Genomic DNA, 12,083 nt, shown 5'->3' with positions numbered 1-12,083 from the left:
CTCCTCCTCGCCCCCCGACTCCCCGCCGTCACCGCGCCGACGCTGCGCTATGCCCCGGACGATCAGCCATTGCGGCGCTCGCAACGCGAGCCGGGACGCTCCTGTCGCCACCAGTCTGAACCCGTCGCTTGGCGCGATAACGCGCGCCGTAGCCCGCCGTGCGTTTTTGCGCGGCATGGCGGACTAATTTACCGATATTGCGCGGCATTTCATCGATTTCAGTCGCTTATTCGATGTCTGGCAGACGTATCGCCACGGCAAAATGGAGCGCAACAGCGGCGTCGCGGCGTTCCGCCTCGTGGCACCGAGACGCGGTGGAACGCGAGCCGAGCCGTGGCTGCATGACGAAGGAGGAGCTATGTCCGAACTGCCGTTTGTCCTTTCCCGGCGCGTCGAGCAACGCCTGGCCGCACTGGCCGGCGGGGCCACGCTGGCTCCGATGGCGGCCGGCCCGAAATGGGTCTGCCTGCTGGTCGCCGAGGCGCCGGCACCGAGCCATGAACAACTCGCGGCGGCGCGGCCCTGGCTGGCGGCGCTGCGGCCGCTCAACGTGCCGCTGCAGGGCTGGCGCGACGAGGCCGCCGCCCCGCTGGTTTGCTCGGCGCGCGACCGCGCGGGCCGGGTCGGCGCCTACGCCGACGTGGGGAGTGACGGTGCCGTGGAAATCGTGGCGGCCCTGCCCTGCGGGCTGTGGTCGAGCGAGCCCCGCGTCTGGTGGCCGGGCTCGTACGAAATCCCGCTGCTGCGGCAACTCGACACGGTGTACGCCCCGCTGTGGCAGGCGCTGCGGTCGGGCGCTCCGGGCTATCTGTGCCTGAGCCTGCTCGGCATGCGGGGCACGGCGCTTATCGCCAAGGGCGAGTTCGGCAACGAGCGGCCCTATCGCCTGCCGCACGAAATCGATACTCTGGCGCTACCCCCGGTGCGCTTCGCGGGTTCCGCAGCGGAGGCGCGGGATGCGCTGATGGCGGCGCTCGATCAGGTCAGAGCGTGCGCCGGGGTGAGCCCCGCGCATCCGTTCTACCTGTAACCCCGCTGGATTGGACTTCGCCATGCCCGCTACTCTCGACGCCTTCGACCGCAAGATTCTGGTGCTGGTGCAGCGCGACTGCTCGCTCAAGGCCGAGGCGATCGCCGCGCAACTGGGGCTGTCGACCTCTGCCGTGCAAAAGCGCCTGAAACGGCTGCGCAGCGACAAGATCATCGCGGCGGAGATCGCGGTGCTGGACCAGGCCGTGGTCGGCCGCCCCATGACCTTCATCGCGGCGCTGGAAATCGAGCGCGACAACTACGACACGGTGGCGCGGTTTCGCGAGTGGGCGCGCCACGTCGACGCGATCCAGCAGATTTACTACGTGACCGGCTCGGCGGACCTGATCGCCATCATCACCACGCGGGACGTGGAGAGCTACGACCGGCTCACCGCCGAGGTGATGAAGGGCAACCCGATGATCCGGCGCATCACCACCAACGTGGTGCTGAATACCCTGAAAACCAGCCTGTTCGTGCCGCTCGAGGGCGCGGAAGGCTAGCCCGCGCCGCGCCCGGCACCCTCATTCCTGCCCAGCCCTTGACCCGGCGCCACCCGCCCGGAGGGAGAGACCATGCACGATAACGACCTCGACACCATCGACCGCAAGATTCTCAACGAACTGTCGCGCGACGCGCGCACCCCGGTGTCGACGCTGGCGCTGAAGGTGGGATTGTCGCGCCAGGCCACGCGCCAGCGCATCGACCGCCTGGAGGCGCACGGCGTGATCGCGGCCTACACCATCCGCCAGCAGCGCCCGCACGGCAGCGAGACCCTGGTGCCGGCGGTGATACAGGTCTACCGCAAGGACCGCATGCGCGGCAGCGACGTCACGCGCGCCATCGCGGCGATCCCCGAGGTGACCTACTGCGCGGTGCTGAGCGGGGACATCGACCTGCTGCTGACGGTGGAGGCGCGCTCGCACGAGCGCATCAACGAGATCTGGTCGGTCATTTCCAGCCTGCCCGGGGTGGAAAACACCAAGACGCACTTTGTGCTGTCGTCCGTGGTCGACCGCCGGCACCCCTGATCCCCCCTGACGAGGCCGGGGCGCCAGGCCCCGGCCCCCTCCCGTTCCGCCGTTACAGCCGTTCCAGCGCCTGCAGCACGTCGGCCTTGATGTCGTCGATGTGCTCCACGCCGACCGCGTAGCGGAGGGCGTTGAGCGGAATGCCCGAGGCCGCCATCTGCTCCGGCGTCATGGTGCCGGCCCACATCGCCGCGGTGTGGATCACCAGCGAATCGACCCCGCCCAGGCTGGCGGCGTTGAGCGGCAGTTCGAGCAGCGACACGAAGCGCTCGGCCTCGGCGTAGCCGCCCTGCACCGAGAACGCCACGATGCCGCTGCCGCCTTTCATCTGGCGGCGCGCCAGCTCGTGCTGCGGGTGGCTGGCGAGCCCCGGGTAGAGCACCGATTCGATCTTGGGGTGGGCTTCCAGCGTCTCGGCCAGCGCCTGGGCGTTGGCGTTGATGCGCTCGATGCGCATCGGCAGCGTGCGCAGCCCGCGCAGCAGCAGCCAGGCGTCCATCGGCGACAGCACCGAGCCCAGCGTGATGTGCGTCTTCCAGATGCGCTCGGCCTGTTCGTGGCTGCAGCAGATCACCCCGGCGGTGAGGTCGTGGTGGCCGCCCAGGTACTTGGTGGCGCTGTGCAGCACGATGTCGACGCCGAGGTCGTGCGGGCGCTGGTTGAGCGGGGTGGCGAAGGTGTTGTCGGCGATGGTGAGCACGCCGTGCTCGCGCGCGATGGCGGTGATCGCGGCCAAGTCGGTCAGCGTCAGCAGCGGGTTGGCCGGCGTCTCCAGCATGATGAACTTGGTGTTGGGACGGATGGCGCGGCGGAACGCCTCCGGGTCGCCCTGCTCGACGAAAGTCACCTCGACGCCGAACCGGCGCAGCATCTCGTCCATGAGGCGCGTGGTGCTCATGTAGTGGCTGGTCTGGCCGATGACGTGGTCGCCGGCCCCGACGAAGGTGAGCAGCGTGGCCGCCACCGCGCCCATGCCCGAGGCGGTAACCAGCGCGGTTTCGGTGCCTTCCAGCTCGGCCATGATCTTCTTCACACGCTCGTGCACCGGGTTGCCGTAGCGGGTGTAGTTGCGCGGGTGCTGCGGGACTTCCGACATTTCCGCGAACTCGGCGGCGTCGGCCGCCTTGAAGGTGGCGGAATAATGGATGGACGGTGCCACGGTCTTGTCGTCGGTGACGTCGTAGTCGGCGTGCACCACCAGGGTTTCGGGCCTGTATGCCATGTTCTCTTTCTCCGTTATGCGCCGCGTCCGGCCCCTTGCCGGACGGCGGCGAGTGCCATCAGCTCAGCGCGGCTGATGGCAATTGATCCTGCGTTCGGCCAACCTCGCCAGCAGCGAGAGCAGCAGCGTGACCGCGACGTAGAGCAGGCCGGCCACGATCAGCGGATCGGTGCTGTAGCTCTGCGCCGAGAAGCGCCGCGCCACGCCGGTCATCTCCAGTACCGTGATCACGCTGGCCAGGGCGCTGGCCTTGAGCTGCGACACCACTTCGTTGCCGAGCGCCGGGGCGGCGATGCCGATGGCGCGCGGCAGGATGATGTGGAGGTAGCTGCCGCAACGGCCCATGCCGTAGGCCAGCGCCGCCTCCTTCTCGCCGTGCGGGACCCCGATGATACCGGCGCGCAGGTCTTCCGCCATATAGGCGGCGATATTCAGCGTCAGCGCCAGCAGCGCGCAGTTGAAGGCGTCGGCCAGCACGAACCACGCCGGCGAGTTGCGCACCGCCTCGAACTGGCTGAAGCCGTAGTAGAGGATGAAGATCTGCACCAACAGCGGGGTGCCGCGAAACAGCGCCGAGTAGCCGCGCGCCAGCGCCGCCAGGGTGCGGTTCGGCGACACCCTGGCCACCGCCAGCGGTAGCGCCAGCAAAAAGCCCCCCAGCGAGGACAGCGCCAGCAGCTTGAGCGTGATCCACAGCCCGTCCAGCAGTTCCTGTCCGTGCTCGAACGCGAATCCCAGGTAGTCGTAAAGCATCGTCGTTCTCCTCAGCGGAAGCCCTTGTTGGCGGATTTTTCCAGCGCCCCGAACAGCGGGTTGGAGGCGGCCAGCAGCAGCAGGTAGACCAGCGCCACCGCGGCGTAGAACAGGAACGGCTGCTTGGTGTACTGCGCCCCGATCTGCGCCTTGCGCAGCATGTCCTCCAGCCCCACCACCGAGATCAGCGAGGTGTCCTTGAGCAGCGACTGCCACATGTTGTTGAGGCTGGGCAGCGCGGTGCGCCACGCCAGCGGCAGGCGGATGAAGCAGAACAGCTGGAGGCGGTTGAGCCCGTACGCCTGGCCGGCCTCGAGCTGGCCGCGGCCGACCTCGAGAAAGGCGCCGCGGAACACCTCGGACGAGTACGCCGCGAAGATGATCGACAACGCGAACACGCCGCCGAAGAAGGGGCTGATCTCGATGGCGCCGTCGAAATGGTCGGCGAGGAAGTTGGAGAGGCCGAAGTAGAAGATCAGGATGATCAGGAACTCCGGGATGCCGCGCAGCACGTTGCTGAGCAAGGTCACCGGGTGGCGCAGCCAGGGGCTTGGCGCCAGCTTGGCCCACGCCGCCGCCAGGCCCAGCAGCAGCCCGAACAGCAGCGACGTCAGCGCCAGCTCGATGGTCACCAGCGCCCCGGCCAGGAGCTGGTTGGCGTAGTCGGCCAGATCGTTCATGGTTGTGTTCCTCGTGGTGGAAGAAAAGGCCGGCGCGCGGGCGCCGGCCCGGGCCTTACTTGGCCGCCACGGGGGCGATGCTGAACGGGAAGTACTGCTTGTTGACCGCGGCGAAGCTGCCGTTGCCGAGCACCGTGGCGATGGCCTGGTCGAAGCGCGCCTTCAACCTGGCGTCGCCCTTGCGCACCGCCACCGCGGTGCCCTCGCCGAAGATTTCCGGGTCGGCTACCGGCTTGCCGACCAGCACGAAGCCGCCCTTGCGGCCCTCCTTGGTGATCCAGTCGAGCCCCACCGTGCTGTCCGCCAGCACCGCCTGGATGCGGCCGGCCTGCAGGTCGAGCCAGGCCTGGTCGAGGCCCTGGTAGACCTTCATCTCGATGCCCGAGCTGGCGCTGGGCAGGCGCGTCTTGAGGTAGCTCTCGTGGATCGAGCCGCTTTGCACCCCCACCGTCTTGCCGCGCAGCGAGGCCGGGTTGTCGCTGATGCCGGTGAGCCCCTTGGCGACGTACTGCACCGGGGCGATGGTGAAGATGCGGCTGAAGTCGACGGTCTTGAGGCGCTCCGGGTTGACCGACATCTGCGCCAGCGCGGCGTCGATCTTGTGCGCCTTGAGCGCCGGGATCAGCGCGTCGAAGTCCATGGTCACCCACTGGCACTTGACCCGCATGTGCTGGCACATCTGCTGGCCCAGTTCGATCTCCATGCCCTTGAGCTGGCCGCTCGGGTCGCGGTATTCGAACGGGGCGTAATCGGCCAGCGTGCCGATGCGGACGACGTCCTCGGCGTAGGCGCTGGAAGTGGCGACGGCGGCGCCGACGAGCAAGGCTTGAACGATACGTTTCATGGTCTATTTCTCCGGATGTTTTACTTGTTGGACATGCTGGACAGGAACTTCTGGAAACGAGGCGACTTCTGGCTGGTGAACACCTCGTGCGGCGGGCCGTCCTCCTCCACCCGGCCCTGATGCAGGAACACCACGCGGCTCGCCACTTCGCGCGCGAAACCCATCTCGTGCGTGACCACCAGCATGGTGCGGCCGTCCTCGGCCAGCGCGCGCATCACCTTCAGCACCTCGCCCACCAGCTCCGGGTCGAGTGCCGAGGTCGGCTCGTCGAACAGCATCACGTCGGGCTCCATGGCCAGCGCGCGGGCGATGGCGACGCGCTGCTGCTGGCCGCCGGAGAGCTGGCTCGGGTAGTGGTGGCGCTTTTCCGCCAGGCCGACCTTCTCCAGCATCGCCAGCGCGGTGAGCTCGGCGTCCTTCTTGTCGATCTTCAGCACGCGCATCGGCGCGAACATCACGTTCTGCAGCACCGTCATGTGCGCCCACAGGTTGAACTGCTGGAACACCATCGCCAGCTTGCGGCGCATCTTGACGATCTGCGCCGGGTCCTCGGCGACGAAGGCGCCGCGCTTGCCGTCCTGGCGCAGGCGGATCTGCTCGCCGTTGACGCTGATGCGGCCGCAGTCCGGGGTTTCCAGGAAGTTGATGCAGCGCAGGAAGGTGCTCTTCCCGGAGCCGCTGCTGCCCAGGATGCTGATCACGTCGTGCGGCTTGGCCGCCAGCGTGATGCCCTTGAGGATTTCGATGCCGCCGAAGGATTTGTGCAGGTCCTCGACCCGCAGCACCTCGCGGCTGTTGCCGTCGCTCATCGCGTACTCCTTGTGGATGCCGCACCGCCGGAGGGTGGCGGCGCGGCGCGGGTTCAGGAACGGGGCGCCGGCTGGCGGCGCAGGCAGAACACCTTGGGCTGCGACATCTCGTGCACCGCGAAGCGCACCCCTTCGCGCCCCAGGCTGCCGTACTTGGCGCCGCCGAACGGCATGCCGTCGAAGCGGTAGTCGGAGGAGTCGTTGATCATCACGCCGCCGGCCTCGAGCGCTTCGGCCAACGTCAGCGCGGTGTCGAGATCGCGGCTGAACACCCCGGCGTGCAGGCTGCTTTCCGAGTCGTTGGCGAGCGCCACCGCCTGGTCGAGGTCGGAGAACGGCACGATCGACACCACCGGGGCGAACACCTCGTCGCGCCACACGCGCGCCGTGCGCGGCACGTCGAGCAGCACCGTGGGGGCGTACAGCGCGCCGTCGCGGCGGTGCCCGGTGAGCACGCGCGCGCCCTGCCCGATCGCCTCCTCGACCCAGCCCTCGATGCGCCGCGCCTCGGCCTCGCTGATCATCGGCCCCATGTCGGCCTCCTCGTCGAGCGGGTTGCCGACGCGCAGGCGTCCGGTGGCGAGCGCGAAGCGCTCCACGAACGGCGGGTAGATCGCGGCGGCGACCAGGATGCGCTGGGTGCCGATGCAGTTCTGCCCGGCGGCCCAGAACGCGCCGGAGACGCAGCTCGCCACGGCGTCGTCGAGGTCGGCGTCGGCAGTGACGATGACCGGGGCGTTGCCGCCGAGGTCCATCGCCATCTTCTTCAGCCCGGCCTGGCGCGTGATGGCCTCGCCGGTTTCCGGGCCGCCGGTGAACGAGATCATGCGGATGCGGCGGTCGGCCACCAGGCGCTCCAGCAGCGCGCGCTCGCCGTGCACGATCTGCAGCGCCTGGCGCGGCAAGCCGGCGCGCCAGAACGCCTCGACCAGCCGTTGCGCCGACAGCGGCGCCAGTTTCGACGGCTTGAGGATCACCGCGTTGCCGGCGGCCAGCGCCGGGCCGAGCTTGTGCGCCACCAGGTTGAGCGGGTCGTTGAACGGGGTGATGGCGAGAATCACGCCGAGCGGCTCCAACGTGTAATGACCGCTGCGGTTCTCCGAACCGGGGTAGGCGCTGAACGGGATGATTTCACCGGCCAAGCGCTTGGCCTCCTCCGCCGACAGGCGCAGGGTGTTGACGCAGCGCGCCACTTCCTTGCGCGCCTGGCGCATCACCTTGCCGGCTTCCAGCGCGATGGTTCGGGCGAATTCCTCGGCGTGCTGTTCGACCTCGTCGGCCACGGCGCCGAGCAGGCGGGCACGCTCGTGGCGCGGCAGTGCGCGCGCGGCGTGGCGCCCGGCTTCGGCGCGTGCCACGATGGCGTCGGCGGCCTCGGCCGGGGTGAGCGCCACCTCGCCCAGCGGCGCGCCGTCGAACTTGGCGTACACCGCCAGCGCCGGCTGACGCGCGGCGGCCATGATCGGGGGTTCTGCGCGGTCCATGGTCACTCCTTGTGCGGGATGGCGAGCTCGTCGGCGAGCTCGATCAGGTCGGACAGGATGGCGAAGGCGGTTTCGACGCGGCCGGCACCCGGGCCGCTGATCGTCACCCGACCCAAGAGGTCGGTGTCGAAGGCGATGGCGTTGGTGGCGCCGGTGGCGGCCAGCAAGGGATGGCCGGCGGGCAGGCGCTGCGGCGCGACGCTGGCGGCCTGGCGCGTGGCCTGGCCGATCAGTTTCCAGGCGCCGCCTTCGGCGCGCGCGGCGCGGATGTCGTCCTCGGATAGCTGGGTGATGCCCCGGCACGGCACGTCGCCCGGCTGCAGGCGGGCGTCCCACAGCGCGTTGGCGAGGATGGTGACCTTGAGCTGCACGTCGTGGCCTTCGATGTCGGCCGCCGGGTTGGCCTCGGCGTAGCCCAGCCGTTGCGCCTCGCGGATCGCCTCGGCCATCGACCGACCCTGCTCGACCTGGCCCAGCACGAAGTTGGAGGTGCCGTTGAGGATGCCGGCGAAACCGTTGAAGTCGCAGCCGCGCAGCGTGGTGGAGAGCTGGCGCAGCACCGGGGTGCCGCTCATCACCGCGCCTTCGTACTTGAGGCGAGCGCGGCCGGACTCGGCGAGCTGCTGCAGCGTGGAGAGCGCCAGCGCAATGGGACCTTTGTTGGTGGTGACGACGTGCTTGCCGTGCGACAACGCGGCCTTGCAGTGCGTCAGCGCCGGCTCGCCGCTGGCGGGGTCAGTGAAGGTGGCTTCCACCACCACGTCGATGAAGTCGGCAGCCAGCAGCTCGAGCGTACGCTCCAGGGTGAGGTCAGTGTGGTAGCCGCCGTCGCTGCCGGCCAGCTCGCTAAACGAGAAGCCGTTGGCCGGCACCGCAGCCAGCGCAGCCAGATCCAGCCCGCCGCGGTTCCACACCAGGCCGCCGCGCAGGTCGGTCACCGCCACCACCTTGAGTTCCAGGCCGTACTGCCGTTGCAGCCGCGCCCCCTTCTGCCGGAGCACGTCGACCAGTCCCTGGTTGACGCCGCCGTAGCCGATTAATGCCAGATTCAATTGCATGGTTTTCCCCGTCGAGTTAGTGGAACCGCAGGGAAATTCTAGGCATCCGAACGCTCGCGCACAGCTTGCTAATCGGCTGATTTAACGGGGTTTTCCAGGCAAAGCGACAAGCCGGCCTAACACTCTGTCAGGTCGGCGCCGCAACCGGGCGGAATGACCCGTGCGGGACAGCCCGGGGAGTGCGAAGGTTGGCCGAAGCGGGGGCTCAGTCGCCCGCCATGTCAAGGAACTGGCTGAGGCCCTGGGTGAGGGTCTTGTCGCGGTGCACGATGCGATGGAAGCGGCGCATCAGGCGCGGCAGCGCGGTGGCGAGCTCGACCACGCTGCCGCCCTGCAGCAGGTCGTCGATCACGCGCCGCGACAGGCAGCTCACGCCGAGCCCGGCCGCCACCGCGCGCTTGAGCGCCTCTGAGTTGCCCAGCTCCATCACCAGGTTGACGCGGCCCAGCTGCGCCAACAGCAGCCGCTCCACCTCCTCGCGCGTGCCGGAACCGGGCTCGCGCAGCAGCCACGGCGCCGCCGCCAGCTCCTCCAGCGTCAGCTCTCGCCCCGCCAGCGGGTGCGCGGCGGCGCAGAACGGCACCAGCTCGTCGTCCAGCCACGGCGTCACCACCAGCTCGGGATGGTGGCACGGCCCCTCGATGAAGCCGGCGTCGACGCGGAACGCCGCCACCGCCTCGACGATGTCGCGGGTATTGGCCACCTCCAGCTCGACCCGCGCCTGCGGGTGGGCCAGGCGGAACGCGGCGATGCGCTCCGGCAGCAGGTAATTGGCCACCGTGGTGCTGGCGCCCAGGCGCAGGTCGATGGCGCCGCCGCTGAACAGCCCCTGCAGCTCCTGCGCCTGGTCGAGCAGGGCGCGCGCCCGCGGCAGCAGCAGCCGGCCGTGCTCGTTGAGCAGCAGGCGCCGGCCGACGCGGTCGAACAGCGCCGCCGCCAGCCCGCTCTCCAGCGATGCCAGCGCCTGGCTGGCGGCCGACTGGGTCATCGCCAGGGTATCGGCGGCGCGCGTCACGGTGGCGCAGTCCGCCACGGCGACGAACACCGCCAGTTCGCGCAGGGTGAGTTTGAGCGTCATGGTCAGGCCTTATTAATCGGTTTTACTAATTGATATCAGTAATTTTATCCGTTTTACCACTGAATGGCCGAGCGCTATCGTGGCGTCACCCCCACTTATTCCATTTGACGATATGTTTATTCCATACATCCGAAAGACGCTGCCCGGCCTGGCACTGACCCTGCTGCTGGCGACAGCGGCACTACTCCTGGCTACCCTCCCGGCACTGCAAAAGCTCGGCCTGTCGGCGCTGACGCTCGCCATCGTCGGCGGCATCGCCCTGGGCAACAGCGTCTACCCGATGCTGGCGCCGCGCTGCGACAGCGGCGTGCAGCTCGCCAAGCAGCGCCTGTTGCGCCTAGGCATCGTGCTGTTCGGGCTGCGCCTGACGCTGCAGGACATCGCCGCGGTCGGCCCGGCCGGCGTCCTGATCGACGTCGTGATGCTCTCCAGCACCTTCCTGCTGGCGTGCTGGCTCGGGCCGCGCTGGTTCGGGCTGGAGCGCGACAGCGCCATGCTGATCGGCGCCGGCAGCGCCATCTGCGGTGCGGCGGCGGTGCTGGCCACCGAGCCGGTGGCGCGCGGCGGGGCCGAGAAGGTGGCGGTGGCGGTGGCCACCGTGGTGGTGTTCGGCACGCTGGGCATGTTCCTCTACCCCGGGCTCTATGCGCTGGCCCAGGCGGCCGGACTGCACGGCCTGGATAGCCGGCATTTCGGACTGTTCGCCGGCTCGACGCTGCACGAGGTGGCGCAGGTGGTGGCGGCCGGGCGCGCGGTGAGCGAGCAGGCGGCCGAGGTGGCGGTGATCGCCAAGATGATGCGGGTGATGATGCTGGCGCCGTTCCTGCTGCTGCTGTCGGCGTTCCAGGCACGGCGCGAACGCGGCGCCAGCGGCGACAACGCGCGTCGCCTCACCATTCCGTGGTTTGCACTGGGTTTCGTCGTGCTGGCCGGCGTCAACTCCCTGGGCTGGCTGCCGCCGGCCTGGCGCGCCGGGCTGCTGCAGCTCGATACCCTGCTGCTGGCGGCAGCGATGGGCGCGCTGGGACTGCACACCCAGGTGTCGGCGATCCGCCGTGCCGGCCTCGCCCCGCTCGGGCTGGCGGCCTGCCTGTGCGGCTGGCTGATCGTCGGCGGCGCGCTGGTGAACGCCGGGGTGGGTGTGTTGCTGAAGTGAACAACGGGAGGATGGGTGACGCGCAGCGTAACCCATCACCGATGGGTTACGGCACTGACTGAGCGAGGCAAGCGAAGCGTCGCGAAGGAAGGGGGCCTCCACCCATCCTTCGCACCCAAGATACGAAAGCGCAGCCGCCTAATGGGATAAGCCTAGAGCCGCGAACAAAACCCAGCGTAGCGGTCTTGGCTAGGCGCGCGGCCGCAGACAGTACAAGTAGTACGGCAAGGCCGCGCAACAACGCCAAGAGGGTTTTGTTCGTGGCTCTCAGCCCGGCACCGCCATGCCGCGTATCACCGCCGGCCGCGCCCCGATCTCGTGGTACCAGCGCTCGACGTGGGGATAGGCGGAAAGATCGATGTCGTGCCACTCGTGGCGCGCCGCCCAGGGGTAGAGCGCCATGTCGGCGATGCTGTAGTCGCCCGCGACGTAAGGGGTTTCGCCCAGCCGGGCGTCCAGCACGCCGTACAGGCGCTGGGTTTCCTTGTGGTAGCGCTCCATGGCGTACGGCACCTTTTCCGGGGCGTAGCACAGGAAGTGGTGGGTCTGCCCCAGCATCGGGCCGAAGCCACCCATCTGGAACATCAGCCACTGCAACGCCTGGTAGCGCGCAAAGCCCGAGGCGGGCAGGAAGCGGCCGTGCTTCTCCGCCAGGTAGATCATGATGGCGCCGGACTCGAACACGGTGATCGGACCGCCTTCCGGGCCGTTGCTGTCGACGATGGCCGGGATCTTGCCGTTGGGGTTGACCGCCAGGAAGGCCGGCGAGAACTGGTCGCCCTGGCCGATGTCGATCGGCTCCACCCGGTAGCCCAGACCCAGCTCTTCGAGCAGGATCGAGACTTTTCTTCCATTGGGCGTGCCCCAGGTATACAACGTGATCATGAATGCTCCTTGCCGGGCGGCGCTGTCGGTTACAATGCCGCGCTAACGATCACG

At 68.8% G+C, this 12,083-nt stretch carries 13 protein-coding genes; 4 read left to right on the top strand and 9 right to left on the bottom strand.

Annotated elements, in window-relative coordinates; all coding sequences use genetic code 11:
* The first annotated feature begins 298 nt into the window (after nt 1-298).
* The 3 genes from AC3WG5_RS17210 to AC3WG5_RS17200 all read left to right on the top strand — a co-directional run bounded on the left by AC3WG5_RS17210 (nt 299) and on the right by AC3WG5_RS17200 (nt 2,060).
* Nucleotides 299-1,030, top strand: coding sequence for a hypothetical protein (locus tag AC3WG5_RS17210; protein ID WP_492569814.1), 732 nt, complete (start codon nt 299-301; stop codon nt 1,028-1,030).
* Nucleotides 1,031-1,052: 22 nt separating this feature from the next.
* Nucleotides 1,053-1,532 carry an Lrp/AsnC family transcriptional regulator gene (locus AC3WG5_RS17205; RefSeq protein ID WP_492569812.1) on the top strand — a complete coding sequence of 160 codons (480 nt, stop codon included), beginning with the start codon at nt 1,053-1,055 and terminating at the stop codon, nt 1,530-1,532.
* A 72-nt stretch (nt 1,533-1,604) separates the two neighbouring features.
* Nucleotides 1,605-2,060 (top strand): Lrp/AsnC family transcriptional regulator, encoded by a 456-nt coding sequence (locus AC3WG5_RS17200; RefSeq protein WP_492569810.1) that lies wholly within the window; start codon nt 1,605-1,607, stop codon nt 2,058-2,060.
* A 52-nt stretch (nt 2,061-2,112) separates the two neighbouring features.
* Here AC3WG5_RS17200 and AC3WG5_RS17195 read toward each other — a convergent pair whose 3' ends face one another.
* The 8 genes from AC3WG5_RS17195 to AC3WG5_RS17160 form a co-directional block, all read right to left on the bottom strand.
* On the bottom strand, nt 2,113-3,282 hold the full coding sequence (locus AC3WG5_RS17195) for a trans-sulfuration enzyme family protein (protein ID WP_492569808.1): 1,170 nt from the start codon (nt 3,280-3,282) through the stop codon (nt 2,113-2,115).
* Nucleotides 3,283-3,345: 63 nt separating this feature from the next.
* Entirely contained in the window at nt 3,346-4,035 is a 690-nt protein-coding gene (locus AC3WG5_RS17190; protein WP_482583957.1) for an ABC transporter permease, read from the bottom strand.
* Nucleotides 4,036-4,046: 11 nt separating this feature from the next.
* On the bottom strand, nt 4,047-4,715 hold the full coding sequence (locus AC3WG5_RS17185; protein ID WP_294864107.1) for an ABC transporter permease subunit: 669 nt from the start codon (nt 4,713-4,715) through the stop codon (nt 4,047-4,049).
* Nucleotides 4,716-4,770: 55 nt separating this feature from the next.
* Nucleotides 4,771-5,559, bottom strand: a complete 789-nt coding sequence (locus AC3WG5_RS17180; protein ID WP_492569806.1) for a transporter substrate-binding domain-containing protein — start codon at nt 5,557-5,559, stop codon at nt 4,771-4,773.
* A gap of 20 nt (nt 5,560-5,579) precedes the next feature.
* Nucleotides 5,580-6,368: an ABC transporter ATP-binding protein gene (locus tag AC3WG5_RS17175; protein WP_014088563.1), complete on the bottom strand. Its 789-nt coding sequence runs from the start codon at nt 6,366-6,368 to the stop codon at nt 5,580-5,582.
* Nucleotides 6,369-6,421: 53 nt separating this feature from the next.
* Nucleotides 6,422-7,852, bottom strand: a complete 1,431-nt coding sequence (locus AC3WG5_RS17170; RefSeq protein WP_492569804.1) for an aldehyde dehydrogenase family protein — start codon at nt 7,850-7,852, stop codon at nt 6,422-6,424.
* A gap of 2 nt (nt 7,853-7,854) precedes the next feature.
* Nucleotides 7,855-8,910 carry a homoserine dehydrogenase gene (locus AC3WG5_RS17165; protein ID WP_492569803.1) on the bottom strand — a complete coding sequence of 352 codons (1,056 nt, stop codon included), beginning with the start codon at nt 8,908-8,910 and terminating at the stop codon, nt 7,855-7,857.
* A 205-nt stretch (nt 8,911-9,115) separates the two neighbouring features.
* Nucleotides 9,116-9,988, bottom strand: coding sequence for a LysR family transcriptional regulator (locus AC3WG5_RS17160; RefSeq protein WP_492569801.1), 873 nt, complete (start codon nt 9,986-9,988; stop codon nt 9,116-9,118).
* Between the two features lie 112 nt (nt 9,989-10,100).
* Here AC3WG5_RS17160 and AC3WG5_RS17155 point away from each other — a divergent pair, with 112 nt between their 5' ends.
* Nucleotides 10,101-11,144, top strand: a complete 1,044-nt coding sequence (locus tag AC3WG5_RS17155; protein WP_294864112.1) for a YeiH family protein — start codon at nt 10,101-10,103, stop codon at nt 11,142-11,144.
* 267 nt (nt 11,145-11,411) lie between these two features.
* On the opposite strand, the gene AC3WG5_RS17150 is transcribed toward AC3WG5_RS17155, so the two are convergent.
* A complete protein-coding gene (locus AC3WG5_RS17150; protein ID WP_492569800.1) occupies nt 11,412-12,029 on the bottom strand; it encodes a glutathione S-transferase N-terminal domain-containing protein in 618 nt (205 codons plus the stop codon).
* Nucleotides 12,030-12,083 lie beyond the last annotated feature (54 nt).

It is taken from the genome of Pseudogulbenkiania sp. FW507-F1, assembly GCF_058781125.1.
This window is presented reverse-complemented; position numbering and strand designations above follow the sequence as displayed.